Annotated in this window: 21 protein-coding genes; 10 read left to right on the top strand and 11 right to left on the bottom strand. The window is 71.5% G+C overall.

All coding sequences use genetic code 11. The features are described from left to right. Window positions 1-92: 92 nt before the first annotated feature. Both ACILSK_RS13900 and ACILSK_RS13895 read right to left on the bottom strand, forming a co-directional pair. Window positions 93-2,486 (bottom strand): UvrD-helicase domain-containing protein, encoded by a 2,394-nt coding sequence (locus ACILSK_RS13900; RefSeq protein ID WP_395727764.1) that lies wholly within the window; start codon window positions 2,484-2,486, stop codon window positions 93-95. A 79-nt stretch (window positions 2,487-2,565) separates the two neighbouring features. After that, window positions 2,566-3,546 carry an NADPH:quinone reductase gene (locus ACILSK_RS13895; RefSeq protein WP_395727763.1) on the bottom strand — a complete coding sequence of 327 codons (981 nt, stop codon included), beginning with the start codon at window positions 3,544-3,546 and terminating at the stop codon, window positions 2,566-2,568. Window positions 3,547-4,112: 566 nt separating this feature from the next. On the opposite strand from ACILSK_RS13895, the gene ACILSK_RS13890 reads away from it, so the two are divergent. Next, entirely contained in the window at window positions 4,113-5,783 is a 1,671-nt protein-coding gene (locus ACILSK_RS13890; protein WP_395727762.1) for a hypothetical protein, read from the top strand. A 917-nt stretch (window positions 5,784-6,700) separates the two neighbouring features. Here ACILSK_RS13890 and ACILSK_RS13885 read toward each other — a convergent pair. The 4 genes from ACILSK_RS13885 to ACILSK_RS13870 are packed head-to-tail and all read right to left on the bottom strand — an operon-like array spanning window position 6,701 to window position 10,749. Further along, window positions 6,701-7,567 (bottom strand): ABC transporter ATP-binding protein, encoded by an 867-nt coding sequence (locus ACILSK_RS13885; RefSeq protein ID WP_395727761.1) that lies wholly within the window; start codon window positions 7,565-7,567, stop codon window positions 6,701-6,703. Then, on the bottom strand, window positions 7,564-8,571 hold the full coding sequence (locus ACILSK_RS13880; RefSeq protein WP_395727760.1) for an iron chelate uptake ABC transporter family permease subunit: 1,008 nt from the start codon (window positions 8,569-8,571) through the stop codon (window positions 7,564-7,566). Before ACILSK_RS13880 ends, ACILSK_RS13885 begins: the two co-directional genes overlap by 4 nt. Beyond that, entirely contained in the window at window positions 8,568-9,677 is a 1,110-nt protein-coding gene (locus ACILSK_RS13875; protein ID WP_395727759.1) for an iron chelate uptake ABC transporter family permease subunit, read from the bottom strand. The genes ACILSK_RS13880 and ACILSK_RS13875 overlap by 4 nt, the downstream gene beginning before the upstream one ends. A 28-nt stretch (window positions 9,678-9,705) precedes the next feature. Then, a complete protein-coding gene (locus tag ACILSK_RS13870) occupies window positions 9,706-10,749 on the bottom strand; it encodes an ABC transporter substrate-binding protein (RefSeq protein ID WP_395727758.1) in 1,044 nt (347 codons plus the stop codon). Between the two features lie 133 nt (window positions 10,750-10,882). On the opposite strand from ACILSK_RS13870, the gene rpmG reads away from it, so the two are divergent. The 5 genes from rpmG to ACILSK_RS13845 all read left to right on the top strand — a co-directional run bounded on the left by rpmG (window position 10,883) and on the right by ACILSK_RS13845 (window position 14,556). Beyond that, entirely contained in the window at window positions 10,883-11,047 is a 165-nt protein-coding gene (gene rpmG / locus ACILSK_RS13865; protein ID WP_395727757.1) for a 50S ribosomal protein L33, read from the top strand. Then, window positions 11,044-11,292 (top strand): 30S ribosomal protein S18, encoded by a 249-nt coding sequence (gene rpsR / locus ACILSK_RS13860; RefSeq protein WP_395727756.1) that lies wholly within the window; start codon window positions 11,044-11,046, stop codon window positions 11,290-11,292. The genes rpmG and rpsR overlap by 4 nt, the downstream gene beginning before the upstream one ends. 205 nt (window positions 11,293-11,497) lie before the next feature. Beyond that, the gene (locus ACILSK_RS13855; protein WP_395727755.1) at window positions 11,498-12,400 is read left to right on the top strand and encodes a Gfo/Idh/MocA family protein; all 903 of its coding nucleotides are present in this window, start codon (window positions 11,498-11,500) and stop codon (window positions 12,398-12,400) included. Between the two features lie 39 nt (window positions 12,401-12,439). Beyond that, entirely contained in the window at window positions 12,440-13,954 is a 1,515-nt protein-coding gene (locus ACILSK_RS13850; protein WP_395727754.1) for a dihydrolipoyl dehydrogenase family protein, read from the top strand. Window positions 13,955-13,992: 38 nt separating this feature from the next. Further along, the gene (locus ACILSK_RS13845) at window positions 13,993-14,556 is read left to right on the top strand and encodes an SHOCT domain-containing protein (RefSeq protein ID WP_395727753.1); all 564 of its coding nucleotides are present in this window, start codon (window positions 13,993-13,995) and stop codon (window positions 14,554-14,556) included. Window positions 14,557-14,562: 6 nt separating this feature from the next. Here ACILSK_RS13845 and ACILSK_RS13840 read toward each other — a convergent pair whose 3' ends face one another. Then, a complete protein-coding gene (locus ACILSK_RS13840) occupies window positions 14,563-14,784 on the bottom strand; it encodes a heavy-metal-associated domain-containing protein (protein WP_395727752.1) in 222 nt (73 codons plus the stop codon). A gap of 120 nt (window positions 14,785-14,904) precedes the next feature. On the opposite strand from ACILSK_RS13840, the gene ACILSK_RS13835 reads away from it, so the two are divergent. Beyond that, complete coding sequence (locus tag ACILSK_RS13835) at window positions 14,905-16,860, top strand: M13 family metallopeptidase (protein ID WP_395727751.1); 1,956 nt, start codon at window positions 14,905-14,907, stop codon at window positions 16,858-16,860. A gap of 3 nt (window positions 16,861-16,863) precedes the next feature. Here ACILSK_RS13835 and ACILSK_RS13830 read toward each other — a convergent pair whose 3' ends face one another. The 4 genes from ACILSK_RS13830 to ACILSK_RS13815 all read right to left on the bottom strand — a co-directional run bounded on the left by ACILSK_RS13830 (window position 16,864) and on the right by ACILSK_RS13815 (window position 21,154). Beyond that, window positions 16,864-18,204, bottom strand: coding sequence for a GGDEF domain-containing protein (locus ACILSK_RS13830; protein WP_395727750.1), 1,341 nt, complete (start codon window positions 18,202-18,204; stop codon window positions 16,864-16,866). Between the two features lie 133 nt (window positions 18,205-18,337). Then, window positions 18,338-19,423, bottom strand: a complete 1,086-nt coding sequence (locus ACILSK_RS13825; protein ID WP_395727898.1) for an MBL fold metallo-hydrolase — start codon at window positions 19,421-19,423, stop codon at window positions 18,338-18,340. Between the two features lie 112 nt (window positions 19,424-19,535). Next, window positions 19,536-20,825 (bottom strand): TerD family protein, encoded by a 1,290-nt coding sequence (locus tag ACILSK_RS13820; RefSeq protein WP_395727749.1) that lies wholly within the window; start codon window positions 20,823-20,825, stop codon window positions 19,536-19,538. Window positions 20,826-20,872: 47 nt separating this feature from the next. Beyond that, complete coding sequence (locus ACILSK_RS13815; protein ID WP_395727748.1) at window positions 20,873-21,154, bottom strand: hypothetical protein; 282 nt, start codon at window positions 21,152-21,154, stop codon at window positions 20,873-20,875. Window positions 21,155-21,331: 177 nt separating this feature from the next. Between ACILSK_RS13815 and ACILSK_RS13810 the strand changes: the two genes are divergently transcribed. The 3 genes from ACILSK_RS13810 to ACILSK_RS13800 all read left to right on the top strand — a co-directional run. After that, complete coding sequence (locus ACILSK_RS13810) at window positions 21,332-23,152, top strand: amino acid permease (RefSeq protein ID WP_395727747.1); 1,821 nt, start codon at window positions 21,332-21,334, stop codon at window positions 23,150-23,152. A gap of 36 nt (window positions 23,153-23,188) precedes the next feature. Next, entirely contained in the window at window positions 23,189-23,782 is a 594-nt protein-coding gene (locus tag ACILSK_RS13805) for a hypothetical protein (RefSeq protein ID WP_395727746.1), read from the top strand. A gap of 73 nt (window positions 23,783-23,855) precedes the next feature. Further along, the coding region (locus ACILSK_RS13800; RefSeq protein WP_395727745.1) for an ATP-dependent 6-phosphofructokinase at window positions 23,856-24,997 on the top strand (1,142 nt) is incomplete at its 3' end.

Raw genomic sequence — 24,997 nt, 5'->3', positions numbered from 1 at the left:
GCTTGACTGATCAAACCCGGGTCGAGTCCGGCATTGCGGGCGCCTCGGCGCGGGTTTGATCAGCCCAGCAGCAGCAGCAGGGGCGGGACGGCTCAGGCAGCGGGTTCGCGCAGCCGGCCGAGCACCGCCGGCAGGTCGCCGGTGTGCAGCACGGTCAGCCGTTGCGTGGTCCGGGTCAGCGCGACGTACAGGTCGGACAGGCCCCGGTCGGACTCGCCGATGATGCCGGCCGGGTCGGCGACGATCACGCTGTCGAATTCCAGGCCCTTGACCTGCGGGACGGTCAAGACGACCACGTGCCGGCGCAGATCGGTGACGTCCTCGCCCACCTCGAACAGGGACGGCTGCGGGCTCTCCGATGCCGGCGCCGGCCCGCCGGTCCGGGCCCGCTCGACCGCCCCGGCGACGGCCGCGAACCGGGACCGCGGAACGATCACGGCGACGGTGCCGGGCTCGTCGTCCTCGTCCCGCACGACGTCGACCACCTGCGCGGCCAGGTCGGCCGACGCGACCCGGCGGTGCGCCGGCCACACGCCGGTGTCCCGCACCGACCGCGGGGCCCGCAGTTCCGGGTCGATCGCGGACAGCACGGGTTCGGCGACCGTCATGATCTCCGCCGGCGTGCGGTAATTGACGGTCAGCTCCTCGATGCCGAACCGGCCGCGCACATACTGCCGGAGCATCCGCGACCAGGACGACGCGCCGGCCGGGTCGGAGGTCTGGGCCAGATCGCCGACCAGCGTCATCGACCGCATCGGGCAGCGGCGCATGACCATCCGCCAGGCCATCGCGGACAGTTCCTGCGCCTCATCGACGATGACGTGCCCGTAGGTCCACTCCCGATCGGCGGCAGCCCGCTCGGCGGTTGAGGTCCAGTCGGCCACCTCCTCGTGCAGCCCGGCGAGCGTGGCGGCATTGACCATGCCGACCATGCTGTGCAGGCCGACGTCCTCCGGGTCGAGGTCGTCGTTGGCGCCGAGCAGGTCGAGCACCTCGGCGGCATAGCCGTCCTCGGCACTCCGGCTCACCGCCGCGGCGGCGGCGGCGGCATCGAGCACGCCGAGGGACTCGGCCGCCTCGTCCAGCAGCGGCACGTCGGCGACGGTCCACGCGGCCGGTTCGTCGGTCCGCAGCAGCCGCTCCCGGTCCTGCTGGCGCAGCGACTCGGCGGCGAACTCGATCCGCTCGGCCGAGCCGAACAGGTCGGCCAGCAGGCGCTGCGGGGTCAGCGTCGGCCAGACGCCGCGCAGCGCGTCCCGCAGCCCCTCGTGCTCGATGAGGTCCTGCCGGATGGCGGCGAGATCATCTGCGGTCGCTAGGCTTTCGCCGTCCGGGCCGGTGCCCAGGCGGGCCGCGACCTGCCGGACCAGGCCGTCGATGACCCGCCGGACGAACAGTGGCCGGGCCCGGTTGTGCGGGCGCCGCGACGCCCAGGCCCGATCGCGGGCGGGCCCCAGGATGCTCCGGCCGATCGTCAGCCGGCCGCCCGGCGCTCCCTCGAAGGGGACCTCGATGGGCACCTTCGGCAGTGCCTGCCGGTGCAGGACCGCGTTGGCGATCACCGTCGTCATCGACGTCCGACCCTTGACCCGGGCAACCTCGGGTCGCTCGACCGCCTGGGCGGACACCCCCGGGAACAGGTCGGCGACGGTGGACAGCACGACCGCGTTCTCGCCCAGGGACGGCAGCACCTGACCGATGTAGTCCAGGAAGGTCGGATTGGGTCCGATGATCAACACACCGCGCTGCTGCAGCTGCTCCCGGTGGTTGTACAGCAGGTAGGCGGCGCGGTGCAGGGCCACGGCGGTCTTGCCGGTGCCCGGCCCGCCCTGCACGACCAGGATCCCGTTGAGCTCGGCCCGGATGATGCGGTCCTGTTCGGCCTGGATGGTGGCGACGATGTCGGACATCCGCCCGGTCCGCGGGGCCCGCAGCGCGGCGAGCAGCGCGGCCTCGCCCGCCGGCCCGCCGCCGTTCGCCTGGGCCTGGGCGAGCGCGTCGCGATCGGTCAGGTCCAGGTACTCGTCGTTGGCGGTCAGCACCCGCCGCCGCCTGGTCGTGATGTACCGGCGGCGGCGCAGGCCCAGCGGGTTGGCCGCGGTCGCCACGTAGAACGGGCGGGCCGACGGTGCTCGCCAGTCCATCAGTAGCTGCCGGTGGTCACCGGCGTCCGCGAAGATGCCCATCCGGCCGATGTGCATGGACTCCCCGTCGGTGCGGTCGATCCGCCCGAAGCACAGCCGATCCTCGGCGGCGTTCAGCGCCACCACCGCGGCGGCGTGGTTGGCGTACGCGAGGTCGCGTTCCACCCGCCCGCCGGGCGTGTTGTCGCTGCGGCTGATGTACCGGTCGCGCAGCTCGATGCGTTCCGTGCGCAGATCGTCCAGCCGCCGGTACAACTCGTCGATCGCCGCCTGCTCCTCGACGATGGGATCGACAGGTGCGCCTGTCGGGGCACCGCCGGGGGTACTGCCGGGATCTGACACGCGGGCCCTTCCACCTCACCGGTGCTCGCGCACGCACGAGCCGGACAGGAAATCCTACTCTGCCCGGCCGGGAGCCCGCTCAGATCGTCAGCAGCAGCCGCCCGTCCACCTCGCCGGCCTCGAGTAGGCGGTGCGCCTCGGCGGCCCGGTCCAGCGGCAGGCGGCGGGTGATCCGGGTGGTCAGCGCACCCGCGGCCAGCATGGCGTTGATCAGCTCCGCGGCCTGGGCGAACTCGGTCGCGGAGGCGCGGCTGATCACGAACCCGTCGATGGTGACGTCGTGGGTGTACAGCGGCGCGAGGGCGACCGTGACGGGCGTGCGGGCGGCGGTGACCAGCATCCGGCCGCCGGGCTTGAGCACCGCGGCGGCGAGGTCCGTGTCGTTCGTGCCCGAGGTGTCCCAGTACACGTCGATCCCGTCCGGCGCGTGCGCGGCGATCTGGTCGGCCAGGTCGCCGGCGCGGTAGTCGACGACGGCATCCGCCCCCGCGGCCCGGCACCGGTCGGCGTGGGTGTCGCGGGCCGAGGCGATCACCCGAACACCGGCCCGGACCGCCATCTGGATCGACGAGATGCCGACGTTGCCGGCTCCGCCACCGACGAACACCGTCCAGCCGGGCCGGATCCGGGCCCGCAAGAACCAGCCCAGGTAGGCCGTGACCGCCGGGTGCGCGACGGCGACCGCGACCTCCGGATCCACACCGTCGGGTAGCCGGTACAGCCGCTCCCGGGGCACGACGGCCAGGTCGGTGGCCGCGCCCTGCCGGCCGGCGTGGCCGAGGCTGTTCGCCCACACGGCGTCGCCGACAGCCAGCCCGCGCACCGCCGGGCCGACGGCGGCGACGGTGCCGACCAGGTCGCGGCCGATGATGAACGGCAGGGGGATCGGAGTGTCGTACCGGCCGCTGCGCACGTAGGTGTCGACCGGGTTGACGCTCACCGCGGTCACCGCCACCAGCACGTCGTCGGGACCGAGGTCGGGGACGGGCAACGGACCGACCCGGATCGAGTCCGCCGGTCCTCGTTGCTCGACATAGGCGGCGCGGCGGGTGGTGGTCACCGCCCGATGATGGCGGCGCGGGCCGACGGCGGCAACCGGTGCCCGGACCGGCTACCCGGGCGCGGTTCCGGGGACGATCTCGAGGACGAACGACGGCGCGGTCTGGTTGCAGATGCGGTCAGTCGCGCCGCGGACCCGCGGGTCGTCCATCAGCGCCGGGCCGTTCCGCGGCTCCATGGTGTCCGGGGTGGCGTCCGGTGCACCGGTGTGCAGCCGTTCCGGCGAGCGGCTCGCATCGCGATTGCGCGGACGACATCGCCGATGCGCTCGGCCTCATCCCAGCGAATCGTGCTCAGGGGCTCCGGTCGGCGCCCGCCAATCTCGACCGCATTCACCAACGGATGCGCTCTGCGTGAGGTGTGACGGCATCGCGCCCCTCAATGTAGCTGCCTCGGCTTCACGAGAAATTTGCGCTACCGCCGACCGCAATAACGAGATAGCCGACCCCCTGAGATCGCACATGACCTATGCCGGCGCGGAGGTCGCGAAAAAGGCGTTGCTGCTGGGCGCGACCGTCGTCAATATGTCCACATGTCCGGCATTCGCTGGAGATTCAAGGGGGAAAGATGGTTGATCCACGCACGCGCGCACTCGACCAGCAGTTCGACATCCAGCACGAAGTGCTGCGGGCACCGACGAAGTATTTCCCGCTCCTCTTACGAGCCTACCGCCTGAAGATCTTGATGGTCACGGATGGCGGCGGCAGCTTCGGTCGGGCCGACTTCGGCCTGTCCGCGCTGCTTGAGACGCTGTCCGTCCCGCCCGGACCGTGGGTGGCTTTCGATGTCACCAAGGCGCATCGCCGGTTCGATCCCGACGCGGACCTCAACGGATTTCGCTTCGACGTCACTGATCTATCGAGGTTCGACCAGATCTGGATGTTTGCCGTCGAGCGAGCAGGGAGCACGGTGACCGTCTCGGACTCCGAACTCGCGGCGCTCTCCCGGTTCATGGACGCCGGCGGCGGTGTGTTCGCCACTGGGGATCACGAGGATCTCGGGGTGGCGATGTGCGGGAGGATCCCCCGGGTGCGAAGCATGCGCATGTGGCATTGGCCCAGCCCAGGGCCGAACGGCGAACCGGTCGCCCCGAAGGTGGACGGTGTGAACCGGTTCGACACGCTCAGTGCCGGCGGCGACGCTGGTGTGCAGTTCGACGACCAGTCCGACGACGTTCCGCAGATCATCATCCCCCGCATGTACAGTCTTACGTCCTGGGGTCCGTACTTCTCCCGGTCGCGTCCGCACCCGCTGCTGTGCGGGCCACGTGGGGTGATCCGCCAGATGCCCGATCACCCGCACGAGGGACAGTGCTACGAGCCGACGGACCTGTCGGCGTCTTTCACATTCGGCGGGGTCACCGTCGTCGAGTATCCGGCCGGGATAGGGCCCGAAGTGGTTGCGACGTCACGGGTGTCGGGTGGTCGGTTGTCTACCGATGTGAAGGGCCTACTCAATCCGAGAACATTCGGCTCGATCGGGGCTTACGACGGTCACCGGGCGGGCGTGGGGCGGGTGGTCGTGGATTCCACGTGGCACCACTTCTTCGACATCAATCTCATCGGCGCGCTCGGCACCGGCGACCCGGTGAAGTCGATCGGCTTCGACTACTCAGTGAGTGGCCACCAGGCATTCGAGGACATCAAGTCCTACTTCCGCAATATCGCGGTGTGGATCGCCTCCGACTCAGCCCAGCGCGAAATGTGGCAGCGCGCCCTGTGGTGGCTGCGGTGGCACCACCGGATCGCGATGGACCTGCGCCCGCCGTTCCTGGAGAGGAAGGTTCCCTTTGACCTCGCGGAGCTGATCCGAGTGGGGAGCGAAGCGCGAGATGCTCTCGGCCAGCGAGCGTCCCAGTGCACGGTCCTGCGATGGATCTACGAATTTGTGGTGCGGCCGCGGGTGCGGCGACCGTGGGAAGAGCTTGTGCCGGTGCTGGACCCGTGGGGTCCTCGGCCGCCCGAGCCGGATCCACGAGTGCCACAGATCAGTGAGCCAATGTCGGATGCCGTCACGATGCTGCATGCCGAAATGCTCGCCGATGCGGCACTCGGTGCCGCAGTCTATGCCGTCGCTATGGAGTTCCCGGTGCTCGATGACGAGGCGCGGGACCGCGCCGAGAAGACCGATCTCGCGAAGATCCCGGCGGAGTTGGTCAGCGACGCTTTCGCGGAACTCGCCGCTCATGCCGAGAGCAACGGCGCCGCGCTCGCAATGTTCGGTGATCTGCTCCGCTGAACCGTTCTCCCGGGCCGCATTTGCGGTAGACGTCGGTTGGCTTGAGCGTGCCAGCCTGCTCCTTGTCAAAGAAGCCGCAGGCACCGGTCGATTCACTCCGTCGCCAGGTCCCGGGAATCCTCCTCCTCGGCGTGGTGGCGAAAGATCCTCCAAGTCGCTGGACGCACCGTCGTGTGGAGGTGAGGGGCGGGTCGTCGCGCGGGAATGCCCTGGCGAGGCAGCAAGATCGGACCTCTCGGGGTTCGATCGGACTGTCAGAAGGGGCATCCCGCGGATACGACTGGATTGGTCCATCAGCAAGACCTATCTTCCCAGGTAGGAGCACGTTTCGTTATGGTCAACACCGGTCAGCCCGGAATTGCCGCGAAAGCGGCAGGCAGACCGAGCTGGCCGGCGTGACGCAGGATCAGACTCCCCGAAGGGCCCTGGATATGAGTGAAGAGGCTTCGCTACGTTCAGCCTGCAATCAATTGACCGTTCTCGCCGTCAACGAAGGCCGTTCCGTCCGGACGACCGGGTGTCCTGCCCGGAATAAGGATTTCACCCGACGTTGGCGTCTCTCCGCCATCCCTACCGCAACCTAGATATCCCGGAACCGAAACACCGGGGCGAATGCCGAGCTCATTCCGGCCGCGCTGGACCGTCGATGGTGAGTACGACGTTCCATCGTTGCCGGAGAAGCCTTCGGCCAGGATCCGGTGCTCTTCCTGACTGAGCCCTCCTGCGTCATCGATCGCCCGATCCTGCTCTTGCTGCTCTGCCGCCGCGGCTTGTTCTGCGACGACCCGCGCAGCTTCTGCCGCCGCAGCCTGTTCTGCCGTCTGGGGGGCGATAGCGGGGGCGGCCGCTGTCGCGGCAGCCGTTGTCGGCGCACTGCCGGCGCACGCTCCTAGGACAGATCGTCTTCGATCGAAGCCTCAGACGGGTTCGTCGACGAGGCAGCGGGGCCGGCCGGTGACCGCGTCGGCGACCACCCGGCCGCGCACCTGGTAGACGGTCCGCAGCAGGGCGGCATCGAGCACATCGGCCGGGGCCCCGTTGGCGACGACCCGGCCGTGGGCCAGCGCGACCAGCCGCGTCGCGGCGCGGGCGGCGACGTCGAGCTCGTGCAGGACGGCGACCACGGTCAGGTCGAGGGTGCGGCGCAGCTCGTCGATCAGCGCCAGCATCTGCAACTGGTGGCGCACGTCCAGGTGCGCGATCGGCTCGTCGAGCAGCAGCACGGGGGCGGATTGGGCCAGCGCCAGCGCCAGCCGGGCCCGCTGCCGCTCGCCGCCGGAGAGTTCGTCGAGCGGCCGGTGCACGTCGCCGACCAGGCCGACGGCGTCCAGCGCCCGCTCGACCTGCTCGCCGGGCGCGCCGGTGGACCGGCGCAGCGCACCCCACGCTCCCTCGTGCGGGTATCGGCCCTGCCGGACGAACGCTGCAACCGAGAGTCCGGGCAGCGGCGGCAGGCTCTGGTGCACCACGGCGACCCGCCGGGCGACCGCCCGGCGGCTCAGCCCGGACAACGGCACCGGCGCGACGTCGTCGGCGGGGCTCAGCCGGACGGTCCCCGCGTCGGGGGTCAGTTCGCCCGCCAGCAGCCGCAGCAGCGTGCTCTTGCCGCAGCCGTTCATCCCGAGCACGGCGACGAATTCACCGGGCCGGACGGCCAGGTCGACGCCGTCCAGGACCGCCGGCGGCGCCGCACTCTCGCCCCGGCGGCGCGGGTAGCGGTAGCCCACCCCGTCGGCCTGCAGCAGCGCGGTGTCGGCGCGCGTGGGGGATCGGGATTCGGTCATGGTCGCTCCGCTCGTCGGATCAGCGCCACCAGGGCGACGGCGCCGGCCACCGCGGCCACGGCACCGGCCGGAATCCCTGCGCGTTGGGACAGCTGCGCACCGGCCAGCAGCATGGTGAGGGTTTGGGCAATGGCGTCGCAGCCGACCAGCAGCGCGGCGCCGATGGCAGCGGCGATCGGCACCACCCACCGGCTGGCCCGGTCCACCAGCAGCCGGGTCAGGTGCGGGACAGCCAACCCGAGAAACGTGATCGCACCGGCCAGCGCGGCCGCGCCCGCGGCCAGCGCGACCGCGGTGACCAGCAACAACAGCCGGGTGCGGCGCGGCGCCAAGCCGACCGCGGCGGCGTGCGCGTCCCCACCGACCAGGATCGGCAGCAGCGGCGAGGCCAGAGCGGCAATCAGCAGCCAGGCCAAAATCCACGGCGCGGCCCCGGCCAGGTCGGCCCACACCCGGGCGTCCACCGACCCCACCAGCCAGCGCAAGATCGTGCCGAACTGGGACGTCCGGACGGACAGGAACAGGGTGATCGCGCCGCCCATCGCCCCCGCCGCGAGCACCCCGCACAGCAGCTGCCGTTCCGGTCCGAGCCGGGACGCCAGCAGGTACACCAGGCCGCTGCCGAGCAGCCCGGCGGCCAGCGCCGCCCAGAGCATGCCGGTCGTGGAATCGCGGGGCACCAGCGCGGTGGCCGTCACGACGACCACGCCGAACACGGCCGCCCCGCTGACCCCGGTGGTGTCCGGCGACGCGAGCGGGTTGGCCAGCGTCGACTGCAGGATGACGCCGGCCACGCCGAGGGCGGCCCCGGCCAGCACCGCCGTCAGCATGCGCGGGACCCGGAGCAGCCAGACGATCTGCCCGTCCAGCGAGCCGGGATCCAGCACCGCGGCGGCGAACCGGTCGACCGGCACCCCGCGGCCGGCGAGCAGATCGGCGGCCACCGCCAGGACCAGCGCCGCGAGCGCGACCAGCGCGGGGCGCGCCGTCCGGACGGTCCTCACCGGTCGGCCCGTTCCGCGCCCGTCTCGCGGTCGGCCCGGTCCGCGCGGTCGAACCGTTCCGCCTGGTCCGCCGGGCCCGGAGCACGGGCGTCGGCGCGGGCGCCCGGCCTGCCCAGCCGGCCGGAGACGACGGTGACCGCCAGGGCGATCCCGACCACCGCCGTCCACGCGCCGACCGGCGATTCCACCGGCGCGAACGCGATCCGGGCGGCCAGATCGGCGCCGACCGTGATGACCGCCCCGGCCAGCGCGGACAGCGGAACCTGCCGCGCCACCCCGGCGTCCGGCAGCAGCAGCCGGACCACGAAAGGGCCGAGGAAGCCGATCCAGGCGATCGGGCCGGCGACGCTCACCGCACCGGCGACCAGGGCGACGCAGACGGCCACGGCCAGCCGGCGGACCCGGTCGACGGGCAGCCCGAGGGTGCCGGCGGTCCGGTCGCCCACCACCAGCACCGACAGCCAGGGGGCCAGGGCCAGCGCGGCCAGCAGGGCCACCGCGGTCCACACCGCCATGGGCGTGACCTGGGACCAGGCGACGGCGGCCAACGACCCGGACAGGTACCGGAACAGGACCTGCACCTGAAGTTGCTCGGCCATCGAGGTCACCGAGATCACCAGGGCGCCGAGCGCGGCCCCGACCGCGGCCCCCGCGAGCAGCACCGACGACGGTTGCCGCAGGCCGCGGGCCGCGGCCAGGGTGATCGCGCCCCCGACGGCGGCACCCGCAGTGGCGACCACCGGGAACCAGACGCCGGGGACGGGCAGCCCGAACACCACGACGAGCGCCACCGCGACGGACGCACCCGGACCGACCCCCAGTAGGTCGGGGGTCGCGAGCCGGTTGTGCAGCACGGCCTGCAACAGCGTGCCGGCCACGGCCAGCGCGGCACCCGCGGCGATGGCGGCCAGCACCCGCGGGGCCCGCAGCTGGTTCACCACGGTGACCGCCAGCCGGTCGCCGTCCCCGCCGAGCGCCCGCACCATCGCCCCGACGCCCAGCGTCGGCGTCCCCCAGCAGAGGGCGGCCAGCGACCCGGCGGCCAGCAGGACGAGCCCGACCGCGGCGACCGGTGCCACCCGCCGGCCCCGGGGTGGCGCCGGCACCCCCGACGATTGCGCCCGCACCGCCCGGTCAGGACTGCGCGGCCGCGACGGCCTGGTCGAGGACCAGGCCGAGGGCCCGCGGCCCCCGGCCGGCCGTCCACAACGCGGTGTCGACCTCGACCACCTTCCCGGTGCGGACCGCGTCGATCTGCTGCCACACCGGGGTGGCGGCCAGCTCGGTGGACGCCTTCGGGGCGTCGGGCGAGCTGGTGAACGACTGGACGAAGATCAGCTGCGGATCGACCGCCAGGATCTCCTCCACCGAGTACGCCTGGGCGGTGTCCCAACCGCCGCCCTTGTTCGGCCACGGGTAGGCGAACACCTCGCCGAGCAGCCCGCCGAGCAGGTCGTCCTGGGTGTTCACGCCCATCCCGGCCCCGCTGGAGTACATGGCCATGGCCCTGGTCGCGGCCAGGCCCTGTTGGGTGGAGGCGGTGTGGGCCCGGTCGAGCGACTGGGTGAACGCCTGCTCGGCGGTCACCTGCTGCTCCGGCCGGTCCGTCAGGGTCGCCATCGCCCGCAGGTACCCGACGGAGTCCTGCCAGCCGGTGACGTCCATCAGCCACAGCGGCGCGAACTGCTCGACGGCCGATCGCAGCTGGTCGTGGGCGCCGGCCAGGCCGATCACCAGGTCGGGCTTGAGCGCGGCGATGGAGGCCACGTCCTCATTGCCGAACGATCCGTCGACGGTGGCCACCTCGGCGGCCTTGTCGCCCAGGAACTCCGGCAGGGCCAGCAGGTCCGGGGTCGTGGTGCCGACCGGCTGCAGGCCGAGCTCGACCAGCACGTCGTCGCAGATGCCGGTGAGGCAGACGATCCGCTCCGGTCGCTTGGTCAGGGTGACGGTCTCGCCGCCGGGTCCGGTCACGGTCAGGGCCGGCGTCACCGGGGTGACCGCGCTGCCGGCGGGCGACGCCGTGAACGAGACAGCTGCGGACGAGGACGTGGAGGAGGCGGCCGCGGCCGAGGTGACGGCGGCCGAGGAGTCGGCCGTGCAGCCGGCCAGGGTGAGTACGCCGAGAGCGGCGGTCGCGGCCAGCGCGCGGCGGTGGAGGGGGGAACTGACGGTCACGACGTGCTCCTCGACAGGCTGTAATGGTGGGAGCAGATGATAACCGTTCTCACTAATGGTCGGAGCCAGGGACGGCGAACCGCCAGCTGTAGTACATAATGAGTCGCGTTCTCAATTAGAGGGGAGGGCCGCGGTGGCCCGCAATGACATCCGGCCGGTGGTGCGACTGAAGTCCACCGCCGGGACCGGGTACACCTACGTGACCCGGAAGAACCGGCGCAACGACCCGGGCCGCCTGGTACTGCGCAAGTACGACCCCGTCGCCCGTCGGCACGTCGACTTCCGGGAGGAGCGGTGAAGGCGGGGCGGCCGGGCGCCGCCGGCCGGCCCCGGCGGAACCCGCTGATCGACGCCGGCGTGGAGCATGTGGACTACAAGGACACCGCGTTGCTGCGGAAGTTCATCTCCGATCGAGGCAAGATCCGCTCCCGCCGGGTCACCGGCTTGACCGTCCAGCAGCAGCGCGAGGTGGCCAAGGCCATCCGCAACGCCCGGGAGATGGCGTTGCTGCCCTACCCGACCACCGGGCCGCGCGCCGGCTGACCACCATCACCGAATGTGCACGTGCGCGGCGGGCGGTGATCCAGTCGCGTCCTCCGGCGGTGAGTTCATGGCTGCAACGCCGTGGATGCCTCGTTCCGACGGAACCGGAACCGGGACCGGCCGGCCGGTCGCTGGCCGGGGCAGATGATCCCGCAGCCGGGGAACTCCGCCCGCCTACACTCGCGCACCGGCGATGGAGGTAGTCATGACGATGAGATTCGGACTGGTCGGGACCGGGCCGTGGGCCGGGATCGCCCACGCGCCCGGCCTGGTCGCCTGCCCGGACGCGGAGCTGGTCGGCGTCTGGGGCCGGGACCCGGGCAAGGTGGCCGACCTGGCCGGCCGGGTCGGCACCCGCCCCTACGCCGACGTCGACACGCTGTTCGCCGACGTGGACGCGGTCGCGTTCGCTGTGCCCCCGACGGTCCAGGCGGACCTGGCCATCCGCGCCGCGCAGGCCGGCAAGCACCTACTGCTGGACAAGCCGATCGCGCTATCCGCCGCATCCGCCGACGCCCTGGAGTCCGCGGTGCAGGACGCCGGCGTGGCCTCGGTGGTGTTCTTCACCGATCGCTTCGTCGACACCTCGCGGGCCTGGTTCGACCAGGTCCGGTCCACGCCGGGCTGGCGCGGCGCGTGGTTCCGCTGGCTCAGCACCCTGCAGGCGCCGGACAACCCGTACGGTCGGTCGGCCTGGCGGCAGGAGAAGGGGGCGCTGTGGGACACCGGCCCGCACGCACTGTCCACCCTGATCGAGGCGCTCGGACCGGTCGCCGCGATCACCGCCACACCCGGTGACGGGGACCTGGTCACCCTGGTGATCCGGCACGAATCGGGGGCGACGAGTACGGCCGTGCTCAGCCAGTTCGCGCCGCCCGCCGCGGCGTCGTTCGACTGCACGCTGTGGGGCGAGGCCGGGCTGGTGCCCATGCCCAAGCGGCCGGACGGGCGGATCGTCGAGGTCTACGCGGCCGCGGCGACCGATCTGGTCACCGCCGCCGACACCGGCGGTCCGACCCGGGCCGACGTGCGGCTCGGCGCCACCATCGTCCGGCTGATCGGCGACGCGCAGGCCCAGATCGACCGGCAGCAGGTGCCCGCCGGCTGATCCCGTCACACCGTCGGCGGTGGCGGATACCGTAACGACATGGCTGCCGACCCCGCGCGTACCGCCGCCGACCTCACCGGGCAATCCGACACCTACGACGTGGTGGTGATCGGCGGCGGCCCGCCCGGCGAGATCGTCGCCCAGTACGCGATCCAGGGCAGCAACCGCACGGCGGCGATCGTCGAGCACGAACTGCTCGGCGGGGAGTGCTCGTACTGGGCGTGCATGCCCAGCAAGGCCCTGCTGCGGCCGATCGAGCTGCTGGACGCCGCCCGGCACATGCCCGGCGTCCAGTCCCTGGTCGCCGACCGCACCATCGACGTGCCGGCGGTGCTCGACCGGCGGGACGGGTTCACCAGCCACCACGAGGACAAGTGGCAGGTCAAGTGGGCCAACGACACCGGCATCGGCGTCATCCGCGGCCACGGCCGGCTGGCCGGCGAGAAGCGGGTCGAGGTGACCGCGGCGGACGGCAGCACCCGGACCGTCACCGCCCGGCACGCGGTCGTGCTGGCCACCGGCACCACCGCCGCCGTGCCCGACCTGCCCGGTCTGCGGGACGCCCGGCCGTGGATCTCCCGGGACGTCACCAACGTGCACGAGATTCCCCGCCGGGTCGCGGTGATCGGCGGCGGTGTGGTCGCCTGCGAGTCGGCCTGCTGGTTGCGCGGTCTCGGGGTCGAGGAACTGACCGTCATCGTCCGCGGCGGCGCTCTGCTGGAACGCAACGAACCGTTCGCCGGCGAGCTGGTCGCCCAGGCCTTCCGGGACGACGGGGTCCGGGTACTGCTCGACACCGGCGTCGACCAGGTGCACCGGGCCGATCCGGCCGACACCGGCGAGGGCCGCATCCACGGCGGCCCGGTCACCCTGCGGATCCGCACCCCCGAGGGCACCGAGACGATCACCGTCGACGAGGTCGTGGTCGCCGCCGGCCGGACCCCGGCCACCGCCGACATCGGGCTGGACACCGTCGGGCTCGACGTCGATGGGAGCCGCGGGTTCGTCACCACCGACGACCACCTGGCCGTGCGCGACGTGCCCGGCGACTGGCTGTACGCCGTCGGCGACATCACCGGCCGGGCGCTGCTCACCCACATGGGCAAGTACCAGGGACGGATCGGCGGGGCGGTCATCGCCGCCCGCGCCGACGGGCGGGACGCCACGGGTTCCCGGTTCACCGACGTCGCCGACGCCGGCCGGGTGCCGCAGGTGACGTTCACCGATCCGCAGGTCGCCTCGGTCGGGCGGACCGAGGCGGAGGCCCGCCGGGCCGGTCTGGCGGTGGAGACCGTCGAGTACGACATGGCCGGCGTCGCCGGCACCTCGCTGCTGCGGGACGGCTACGCCGGCCGGGCCAAGCTGGTGATCGACACGGCGTCCGACACCCTGGTCGCCGCCACCTTCGTCGGACCCGAGGTCGCCGAACTGGTGCACGCCGCAACCGTCGCGGTGGTCGGCGGCGTCACCCTCGAGCAGCTCTGGCACGTCGTGCCCTCCTACCCGACCATGAGCGAGATCTGGCTCAAGCTGCTGGAGGCCCGTACCCACTGATTTCGCGGGCGGGTGTCAGCCGGGTGGGATAGTGGGGCATGACCGGATTCATCGCGAAGTGGATGAAGATGCCGACGCTGGCCGAACGGCTCAAGGCCGCCGGCGTCCGCGACGACCTGGTCCGCGCGGCCGAGCGGACCGCCTTCGGCCGGCAGACCGACCGCGAGCTGCCCCGGCTGGCCGAACTGCTCACCGAGCAGGAGGTCGTCCGGCAGCTGGTCGAGGGCCGCTGGAACAAGAAGATGGGCCTGTTCACCCTGACCAGCCGCCGGTTGCTCTTCGTGCCGGGCGGTGACGCCCCCTACGGCGCGGACATCCCGCTGGACCAGGTGGAGTCCATCGAGACCGGCAAGCATCGGGGCATGGGCACCGTCGAGGTCGTCACCCGGGACGGCCGGTTGTTCGTCGACCAGATCCTGGGTACCCAGGCGGACACGTTCGTCGAGAACACCCGGCAGGCGATGAATCCCGCCGCCGATGGGCCGGCGACGTACAAGGATCCGCTGGACGAACTGGCCGAGCTGCGCGCGCTCCGTGCCGCCGGCGTCATCGGCGACGAGGAGTACGCGCAGCGCAAACTGCGGCTGATGGACCAGATCTGACCCGGATCAGGACGCCAGCGCGTACCCCGCCTCGTCGATCGCGTCGCGCACGGCCCCTTCCAACAGCGGCGCGTCGCTGGTGACCGTGACCACGGAGACGTCACCGGGGCGCAGTTCGACGTTCACCGAGCGCACCCCGTCCAGCCGGCCGACCTCTTCCGTCACCGCGATCACGCAGGCGTCGCAGGTCATCCCGGTCACTCGATACTTCGCGGTGCGTTCGCCCATCAGGCTTCCTCCAGAAACTGCGGTACTCATCATCGGGTCGAACCACCGAACGCCGCGGGGCATTCCGCGGCGCGTAGCGTGGGCGCGGAAATCGGGCCAGCACGCACGAGGAGCATGCAGATGACCGCAGTCGCCGAGCCGGAGCACAAGGCCCCGCGGCCCCAGGATGACCTGTTCCGGCACGTGAACGGGCACTGGTTGGCGACCGCCGAGATCCCCGCCGACCGGTCCGCCGACGGCGCCTTCTACCAATTGCGCGATGGCGCGGAGGCCGACAGCCGGGCCATCATCGAGGACGCGGCGGCCGGGGCCGCCGATGCCGAACCGGGCAGCACCGTCCAGCTGATCGGCGATCTGTACCGCAGCTTCATGAACGTCGAGACGGTGGAACGGTTGGGGCTGGCGCCGATCGCCGAGCGGCTCGCCGCGGTGGACGGGGTCGATTCCCCGGTCGACCTGTTGCGCACCCTCGGCCGGCTGGAACGCACCGGCATCGGCGGCGTCTTCGGCAGCTACGTCGACACCGATCCGGGCGATCCCGATCGGTACACCGTCAACCTCACTCAGGGCGGGCTCGGCCTGCCCGACGAGTCCTACTACTCCGACGCCACCCACGCCGACACCCTGGTCGCCTACTCCGGTCACCTGCCGGGCTTCCTGGACCTGGCCGGGGTGCCGGATGCCGCCGCGCACGGTGCGGCGATCCTCGAACTGGAGACCGAGCTGGCCGCCGGGCATTGGGACCGGGTCGCCTCGCGGGACAGCAGCAAGACCTACAACCCGATGGACCGGGCGGCGCTGGACGCGTTGATGCCGGCCGAGCTGTGGGACGCCTGGCTGGACGGCCTCGGTGCCGCGCCGTCGGTGCTGGACCAGGTCGTCGTCCGGCAACCGGACTTCTTCCGCACCCTGGCCGGGTTGCTCACCACCGGCCGGCTGCCCGCCTGGCGGTCGTGGCTGATCTCGCGGATCATCCGGTCGCTCGCCCCCTACGGCCCGGCCGAGCTGGTGGAGAAGAACTTCGACTTCTACGGCCGCACCCTGTCCGGCACGCCCGAGCTGCGGGAACGCTGGAAGCGGGGTGTGGCGTTCGTGGAATCGGCGGCGAACGAGGCAGTCGGCCGGCTCTACGTCGAGCGGCATTTTCCGCCGGAGTCCAAGCTCCGGATGGATGCGCTGGTGAACAACCTGCTGGCCGCCTACCGCACGGAGATCCGCACGCTGCCCTGGATGAGCGAGGACACCCGCGCCCGCGCCCTGGACAAGCTGGATTCGTTCACCCCGAAGATCGGCTACCCGGCCCGCTGGCGTGACTACTCCGCGCTGACCGTCACGGCCGATGACCTGATCGGCAACGCCGCGCGGGCCGCGGCGTTCGAGCTCGATCGGGAACTGGCCAAGCTCGGCGGCCCGGTCGACCGGGACGAGTGGTTCATGTCCCCGCAGACGGTGAACGCGTACTACAACCCGGGCATGAACGAGATCGTCTTCCCGGCCGCGATCCTGCAGCCGCCGTTCTTCGACCCGACCGCCGACGACGCGGTGAACTACGGCGCGATCGGCGCGGTGATCGGGCACGAGATCGGACACGGGTTCGACGACCAGGGCTCCAAGTACGACGGCCGGGGGGCGCTGCACGACTGGTGGACCCCGCAGGACCGGGCGGCGTTCGAGGCGCTGACCGGGCGGCTCATCGAGCAGTACTCGCGGTTGGAACCCCAGAACACCCCCGGGCACCACGTCAACGGTGCGCTGACCATCGGCGAGAACATCGGTGACGTCGGCGGCCTGGGCATCGCCTACCAGGCCTGGCGGATTGCCCTCGGCGGCGCCGAGCCGCCGGTGATCGATGGGCTCACCGGAGCCCAACGGTTCTTCCTGTCCTGGGCGACGGTCTGGCGGCTGAAGATGCGGGAGGCCGAGCAGATCCGGATGCTGGCGATCGATCCGCACTCGCCGGCCGAATTCCGCTGCAACCAGGTCGTGCGCAACCTCGACGGCTTCCACGACGCGTTCGCCGTCCAGCCGACCGATGCGCTGTGGCTGGACCCGGCGGACCGGGTCCGTATCTGGTAGCTCCTACCCCAGCCGGCGGGTGCGTTCGGTGTCGGCCGGCCACTGCGGACCGGGTGCCCTGCGCAGCTGTCCGTCGGGCGGCAGCGCCCACGACTCGCGCACGCCGCGGTCGGCGTCGGTGGCCGGCCCGGCGATCCGCACGGTGTTGCGGCCTTCCAGCTTCGCCCGGTAGAGCGCCTGATCGGCCCGCGCCAGCACGACCGCGAGCTCCATCGGGGTGTGGCCGGCCTCCACCACCGCGACGCCGATACTGACCGTCACCGGCTCGGGCAGGGCGGCGGACTCCTCGCTGACCGCGAGGCGCAGCCGCTGGGCCACCTGATCGGCGTCGTCGGCGAGGGTGTCCGGCAACAGGATGCAGAACTCCTCACCGCCGAATCGCGCCGTGAGGTCCTTGGGCCGCACATTGGTGGTGATGATCTGGGCGACGTGCTCCAGGGCGTGATCGCCGCCCAGGTGACCGTGTCGCTGGTTGTAGAACCGGAAGTTGTCGATGTCGGCGAAGATCACCGCCCACGACCGGCGGGCCGCGCTCATCCGGCGGATCTCCTCCACCGCCAGCCGTTGCCACGCGTTGAACACCAGCAGCCCCGTCTTCGGATCGCGGGTCGCCCGTTCCTGCAGCGGCCGATGCAGCACCGATTGCTGCAGGAATCCGTAGGCGGGGACCAGCAGCAGCACGAACCACGGGGCGTTCGCGCCGAGGAGGCCGGTCAACGCGCCGATGGTGAGCACCCCGGCCTCGGTCAGGTAGAACGCCGGATCGGCCAGGGTCCGCCGCATCCAGGCGTCGTCCTGAGCGGTGTTCAGCCACGCCGACATCGCGAGCATGGCGGACTCGACCGCGAGGAAGGTCAGCACCGCGGCGACCATGATCAACAGGCCGGGCAGTCCCGAGTCCAGCGACGGCGGGGTGCCGTCGCCGGGCAGCGGGGTGACGACCACGCCGGCGATCGCGCCGGCGCAGATGAGGAAACAGGCCGACGCGATCCATTTCCAGAGCGTGACCCGCATGCCCCGCCACCGGGCGTGCGCGTAGATCAACACGACCACCGGGGCCAGGTAGAACGAGGGCAGCAGCACGGTGGCGGCCATCGGCCACGCGGAGAGCGCCTTGTGCGGCCGTTGCTGGGCGACCTTGCCGCCCTCGAACAGCCGACCGATCTCGACGTTGAGCACGCTGCCGACCACCAGCGCGGCCGCCGCGACCAGGTCGCGGACCCGCAGGGTGGGGGTCGGGAAGGTGGACAGGAGCACGGGTAGCACGAGCGCCAGCACGGCCGACAGCCCGACCCACGCCCGCACCCGCCACGGGGCGGCGCCGAACTCGCGCAGAGCCGTCACACCACCACCGCTTCTCACCCACCCGTTGGCCGACACCCCGCCTCGACGGTGGCCAGGTCGAGGCCCGACCCCTCGGTCGCGGGCGTGCGCCCTGTCATTCTTCCACCCGGGGTGACCGTTCGGACACTGGATGTCATTTCGACGGGTCGGGAATCTCCCACCAACCGCCCGGCGCCGCGGTTCGGGCGGGGTCGACACGCTCACCCGGGCGAGGCGTGACGATGCGCACGCCGGCTCCCGCCGCCGTCAACCGCCGGACCGGTTCGGCCCACGAGTGCATGGCCAGGTCGAACGTCGCCCAATGGATCGGCAGCAGCAGGCCGCCGCCGAGGTCCCGGTGCGCGGCGAGCGCCTCCTCCGGATTGAGGTGGATGTCGGGCCAATGCTCGTTGTACGCACCGATCGGCAGGATCGTCACGTCGAACGGCCCCCACTGCCGCGCGGTCTCGGCGAAGGCTGCGGTGTAGCCGGTGTCGCCGCCGAAGTACACCCGGTGCTCGGCCCCGATCAATGCCCACGAGCACCACAGGGTGGTGTTGCGCCGCAGCCCCCGACCGGAGAAGTGGCGGTTGGGCGTGCAGACGAACTCGATGCCGTCCACCGTGCTGCTCCGGTTCCAGTCCAGCTCGACGATCCGATCGTCCGGAACGCCCCAGCGGCGCAGGTGGGCGCCGATGCCCAGGGGGACCAGGAACGGCGCCCGCTGGGTGGCGAGCAGCTGGCGGACCGTGCTCAGGTCCAGGTGGTCGTAGTGATCGTGCGAGATCACCACCGCCGTGAGGACCGGCAGCTGGCCGATGGCGATCGGCATCGGATGCAGGCGCGTGGGGCCGACCGTGGCCGACGGCGACACTCGCCGCGACCAGACCGGGTCGGTGAGCACGAACCGGCCATCGATCTCGACCAGGGTGGTCGCGTGCCCGAGCCAGGTGACGGCGAGGTCGCCGGCCGTGGCCGGCGGCGGCGCGGTCACCAGCGGAATGGTCAGCGGCGGACGTCCGCCGCCGCGGCGCCGGATCAGGTCCGGCACCAGCGCCAGGCCCTGCCGCAGGGTCAACACGGTCGATGGCTCGAAATTGCTGAACGCCCGCCCGTCGTAGCGGTCGGACCCGGCGGCGGCCCGGCGGATCTCCGCCGGCCGGGCCCCGATGGCGGTCGGCAGCCCGCGGGCCGCCCGGCCCACCGTGCGGGTGAGCGCGGACATGGAGACGGCGGCCATGGCCACGGCCGGCCAGATCAGTCGGCGGGCGCCGAGCCGGCGGCGGGCAGGTACTTGATGTGTCACCCGTCCAGTGTGCGGCGGGATTCTGTGGGGCGTCCGGGAGGATCGGCTACTTGAACGCGTTGACCGGTCCGGCGTCCATCTTGACGATCAGGTCGCCACCGACAACCGGGCGGTTCTCGCTGGCCGGCCGCGAGTACAGCTCCAGGAACTGGATCCGCACCCCGTCGGGGTCGTTGATGATGATGCCGGGCACGCAGGAGTAGACCGCGTCATCGTCCGAGGCGTCCGTGGCATCGATGGTCACGGTGTCGCCGCCGCCGTGCTCGGCCGACCCGTTGTCGATCGACATGGACACCTGGTACCGGCGGAACGATCCGTCGCCGTTGGACTGGGCCGAGTAGACGACCGGCACCACCGCGACGATCTGCGGGTTCAGGGTGATCTCGATGCTCTCCCGGCCGACCCCGGGCGGCCCGGCGGGGGAGGGTTTGCGGCGCCAGCCCCGCGGCTTCCCGGCCGTGGGCGCCCGGCCGACGTCGCCGCCGTGCCGGACCGCGCCGTCGGCGGTGGCGGCCCGGAACTCGTGCTGGTGCTCGGCCGTACCGAACGTGGACACCGTCTCGGTGTGCCCGTCGCGGTAGCGGACCAGCGCGAAGATGTCGTAGTCGGTGGCCCGCGGCCAGGTGCAGGTGGCCACGATCAGCGGGGTCCGGGTGATCGTGACCTGCTCGCCCTTGCGCAGGTTGATCGTCCCCGTCCGGGTGCCCAGGTCGACGGCGTCGACGCCCGGCTTGCGCAGGTTGATCGCGGGCGCGGGCGCAGACGCGGGGGAGGCCGGGGCCGGCGCGGAAGCGGGCGCGGCGGCCGGGGCCGGCTGCGGGGCCGGTCCGGCTGCGGGGTCGCCGGCCGCCGGTTCCCCGTCGTCGACGTCGACGCCGTGCGCGCGGACCAGGGCCGCGAATCCCTCGGTCCAGCCGGCGGACACGTTGCGCAGCTTCCACTCGCCCGCCCGCCGATACACCTCGGCGAGCACCACGGCCCGCTCCGAGGTCAGGCCGGTCACCGGCAGGGCCGGGCCGTCCGGGCCGACCGTCACGGTGACCGAACTGGCCGACAGCGGGGCGGGGTCGGCGTCGTCCTGCACGGCGGCGACGACCACCTTGTCGACGTCGGTCGGGACCGTCGCGAGGTCGATGCTTGCCCGGTGCCCGACGATCGTCACCCCGGGCACCGACGGGTTGTTGAAGAACACGAAGTCGTCGTCACCGCGCACCCGGCCGTCCGGACCGACCAGGAAGGCCAGCACACTGGCCGCCGCCGGCAGGCCGGTGACCTGCACGTCGGCCCGTGGCCGGCCCCACGGCATGTTCCCGCCCTTGGACAGCGGTGTCGTCATCGGGTCGTCTCCCCCTCGGTCGGCTGCCCGCCATCGTGCCAGCCGCGTCACCGCCGCCGGACGGTCGTGATCACCACCGGGGTGTCACCGCGATTGACCAGGCCTCGTAGGGAGAGCCCGACGAGCCAGAGCACGTCGCCGCCATGGAAGGTCTGCCGGATCCCGCTCGTCCCGTCCAGGTCGACACTGCCGGACTCGATGACCACGAGGCAGTCCTCCCAGTCGGACCGCCGGTAGGGACGGCAGGCTGCCGGTTCGATCCGGATCGTGGACCGCCGGAACCCGGGCCGGTCGGCGCCGGGCAGCGTCGGCGGATCCTCGGTGGTCACGATGGAGGGACCGTCTCCGGCGACCGAACTCATCGCTGCCGCCGTTTGATCCGAGATACGGACGTTGATCGGAAACACAAACGTGACCCACTTCGCCTTGCCGCCTTCTCGGAGAACGCGCACAGTGAGACCGCTCGACACCTTGGAGTCATGCAGTCACCGAATGTGAGGTATGCAATGGCGGGTTCTCCGGAGCTGCACAAGGGTCTGAGTCAGCGGCACCTGACCATGATCGCGATGGGCGGGGTGATCGGCGCCGGGCTGTTCGTCGGGTCCGGGGCGGTGATCAACGACGCCGGACCGGCCGCGTTCATCAGCTACGCGTTGTGCGGCGTGCTGATCGTCATGGTGATGCGGATGCTCGGCGAGATGGCGGTCGCCAACCCGTCGACCGGGTCGTTCGCCGACTACGCCCGGCGCGCTCTCGGTGGCTGGGCCGGGTTCGCCGTCGGCTGGTTGTACTGGTACTTCTGGGTCATCGTCGTCGGGTTCGAGGCCGTTGCCGGGGCGAAGATCCTGCAGTACTGGATCGATGCGCCGCTGTGGTTGATGTCGCTGGTCCTGATGGTGCTGATGACGGCGACCAACCTGTTCTCGGTGCGCTCGTTCGGCGAGTTCGAGTTCTGGTTCGCCGGCATCAAGGTCGCCGCGATCATCGTGTTCATCGTGCTCGGCACCCTGTACGTGTTCGGCGTGTGGCCGAACAAGAGCATGGACTTCTCCAACCTGTGGGCCCAGGGCGGCTTCCTGCCGAACGGGTGGGGCGCCGTGTTCTCCGGGATCGTGGTGGTGATCTTCTCCATGGTCGGCGCCGAGATCGCGACGATCGCCGCGGCCGAGTCCAAGGACCCGGCGAAGGCCATCGCCCGGGCCACCAATTCGGTGATCGTCCGGATCGCGATCTTCTTCGTCGGTTCGGTGTTCCTGCTGGCGGTCATCCTGCCGTGGAACTCCACCGAGCTGGGTGAATCGCCCTACGTGAGCGCGTTCAAGGTGATGGGGCTGCCGTTCGTCGACCACCTGATGAATGCGGTCGTGCTGACTGCGGTGCTGTCCTGTCTGAACTCCGGCCTGTACACGGCGTCCCGGATGCTGTTCGTGCTGGCGGCGCGGCGGGAGGCACCGGTCGCACTGATCACGGTGAACGGCCGCGGGGTGCCGGTCTGGGCGATCCTGTTCTCCACCGTCGTCGGCTTCCTGTGCGTCATCGCGGCGGCCATCGCGCCCGACACGGTCTTCCTGTTCCTGCTGAACTCCTCCGGCGCGATCATCCTGTTCGTGTACCTGCTGATCGCGATCTCCCAGCTGATCCTGCGCCGGCGGACGCCGGAGTCCAAGCTGCAGGTCAAGATGTGGCTGTACCCGGCGCTGACCGTGCTGACCATCGCCGCCATGGTCGCGGTGCTGGTGATGATGGGCCTGGAGGAGAGCACCCAGTCGCAGCTGTGGCTGAGCCTGCTGGCCCTGGGGGTCGTGCTGGTGCTGTACGCCGTCACCAAGGCGCGGGGCGGGTCGGTGGACCGCGACGTCGACGCCGCACCGTCCCCGGGCGGAACCCGAGTGCTCGTGCTGGCCAACGAGACCGTCGGCGCCACCGAGTTGCTCGACGAGCTCAAGGCGATCGATGCGGAGGGGGCCGCCCAGTACTTCGTCTGCGTGCCGGCCAATCCGGTCGACACCGGCCAGGCCGAGCACACCGGTGCGGTGTGGGTCTGGGAGGAGACGATGAAGGCGGCGCAGGCCCGCCTGGACGCGACCCTGAAGACGATGCGTGAGCACGGGCTGCACGCCGAGGGTGAGCTGGGCGACCATCGCCCGATCACGGCGCTGAGCGCGGCGGCGACCGAGTTCGACCCGGACCGGATCGTCATCTGCACCCACCCCGAGGTGCACTCGGCCTGGCTGCACCAGGACGTCGTCGAGCGCGCCCGGAAGGCCTACCCGGCCATTCCGGTCCGGCACATCGTCGCGCAGCTCACGGAACCGGCGGGCAGCTGAGCCGGGACGGGTGTCCCGCTCGCCTACCGTGGAGGCATGCTGAGATTCGACGGCGCCATCGCCGGCCTGGGCACTGCTTCCGGGACCCGCATCGTGGTCGGCATGTGGCCGCTGTCGCCGTTCGGGCCGGTCACCGACGTGATGGTGCAGCGTCCGGACGGGCACCGGATCCTGCTCGCGCCGACCGAGGAATTCGCCGGCTTCATCAGGTCGATGTATGAGTTCGACGAGGTGCGGGTCGAGCCGGTGTTGCGGATGCGGGACGGTCGTACCTGGATGATTTCGAGCGACGACCTGGCGTTGACGTTCGAGGTGGGTGGGCGTCCGCCCGTCGGCCTGGCGTTGCTGGCGGTGCCGCGGACGGTGGCTCGATCGCGCTGGTGGGCCGGCGCGGTGAGCCCGATCGCCCGGATGGCGATGCACGGCATCCGCACCCGCGGCCGGACGACCGACGGCCGGCGGGAGTGGTACTGCGCCCAGGACCTGCGGCACATCGTCGCGGCCGACGCCCGGTTCGACGGCCACGACCTGGGCGAATTGCGGCCGGTCGACCCGCCGGTCGGCTTCGGGTTCTCCTCGGTGCCGCCGCGGCCCAGCCTGGTCCGGGTGCTGACCCAGATCGCTGACTGACCCGGGCCGACGTCGCCGAGGAGTTTGCGCAGGGGATACACCCCGGACACAGCACCGGTGGACGATCGGCCACATGGTGACGCTCGCAGATCTGCAGGTGCGGCAGCTCGGCGAGTGCCGGCACGACTCGCCGCTGGCCAAGTACGTCGCCGCCCGGGAGACGAACGACCACTACGTCGACGAGCACGACCGGGTGCTGTTCGACGACACCCTGCGGCTGGTCGAGGCGCACGGGGTGCCGCTGGCCGAGTTGCCCACCCTCGAGCCGGGCGGACCCCGCCAGAAGATCTTCTTCCCGCCGGGCACCACCAAGGCGGCCATCGTCACCTGTGGGGGGCTCTGCCCCGGCCTGAACGACGTGATCCGTGGCCTGGTGATGGAGCTGAACACGCACTACGAGGTCAGCGACGTCGTCGGCTTCCGCAACGGTTACGCCGGCCTGGTGCCCTCGACCGGCATCGAGCCGATCGCGTTGACCCCCGAGCGCGTCGCCAAGATCAACACACAGGGCGGGACCATCCTGGGCACCTCGCGGGGCGCGCAGGACCCTGAGGTGATGGTCGACCGGCTGGTCGAGCTGGGCATCGACATCCTGTTCGTCATCGGCGGCGATGGGTCGATGCGGGGCGGCAGCCGGATCGCCGCGGTGGCCCGGGATCGCGGGCTGGCCATCTCGGTGATCGGTGTCCCGAAGACCATCGACAACGATATCCCCTTCATCGGGCAAAGTTTCGGCTTCCAAACGGCGTTTACGGTGGCCGCGCAATCGATCGCTGCCGCGCAGGTGGAGGCGCAGTCGGCGATCAACGGCATCGGCCTGGTGCAGCTGATGGGCCGGCATGCCGGGTTCATCGCCTGCTATGCCGCGCTGGCCAACCACCACGCCGATTTCGTGCTCATCCCCGAGGTGCCGTTCGCGCTGTCCGGCGAGTCGGGGTTGCTGGCCGCGCTGGAGCGTCGGGTCGCCGAGCGGGGCAGCGCCGTGGTGGTCGTCGCCGAGGGTGCCGGACAGGACCTGCTGGCCGACCTGAAGACCACCGATGCGTCCGGCAACAAGCGGCTCGGCGACATCGGGCGTTTCCTGGAGGCGCAGATCGTCAGCCACTACCAATCGCTGGGTCGGGAGCTCACCCTGAAATACCTCAAGCCCAGCTACGCCATCCGGGCCGTGCCGGCCAAATCGTACGACTCGGTGTACTGCGTGCGGCTGGCCCA

The organism is Nakamurella sp., from assembly GCF_044224575.1.
Lineage (GTDB): Bacteria > Actinomycetota > Actinomycetes > Mycobacteriales > Nakamurellaceae > Nakamurella.
The sequence above is the reverse complement of the archived record's forward strand: the minus strand, read 5'-3'. Positions and strand labels throughout refer to the sequence as shown.

Bases quoted from the DNA above. Each gene is read 5' to 3' on its own strand.
- ACILSK_RS13820 (WP_395727749.1), bottom strand. From the start codon at position 20,825: ATGACGACACCGCTGTCCAAGGGCGGGAACATGCCGTGGGGCCGGCCA.
- ACILSK_RS13805 (WP_395727746.1), top strand. From the start codon at position 23,189: ATGCTGAGATTCGACGGCGCCATCGCCGGCCTGGGCACTGCTTCCGGG.
- ACILSK_RS13885 (WP_395727761.1), bottom strand. From the start codon at position 7,567: ATGACCGAATCCCGATCCCCCACGCGCGCCGACACCGCGCTGCTGCAG.
- ACILSK_RS13825 (WP_395727898.1), bottom strand. From the start codon at position 19,423: ATGGCCGCCGTCTCCATGTCCGCGCTCACCCGCACGGTGGGCCGGGCG.
- ACILSK_RS13850 (WP_395727754.1), top strand. From the start codon at position 12,440: ATGGCTGCCGACCCCGCGCGTACCGCCGCCGACCTCACCGGGCAATCC.
- ACILSK_RS13840 (WP_395727752.1), bottom strand. From the start codon at position 14,784: ATGGGCGAACGCACCGCGAAGTATCGAGTGACCGGGATGACCTGCGAC.
- ACILSK_RS13855 (WP_395727755.1), top strand. From the start codon at position 11,498: ATGACGATGAGATTCGGACTGGTCGGGACCGGGCCGTGGGCCGGGATC.
- ACILSK_RS13845 (WP_395727753.1), top strand. From the start codon at position 13,993: ATGACCGGATTCATCGCGAAGTGGATGAAGATGCCGACGCTGGCCGAA.
- ACILSK_RS13835 (WP_395727751.1), top strand. From the start codon at position 14,905: ATGACCGCAGTCGCCGAGCCGGAGCACAAGGCCCCGCGGCCCCAGGAT.
- ACILSK_RS13810 (WP_395727747.1), top strand. From the start codon at position 21,332: ATGGCGGGTTCTCCGGAGCTGCACAAGGGTCTGAGTCAGCGGCACCTG.
- ACILSK_RS13890 (WP_395727762.1), top strand. From the start codon at position 4,113: ATGGTTGATCCACGCACGCGCGCACTCGACCAGCAGTTCGACATCCAG.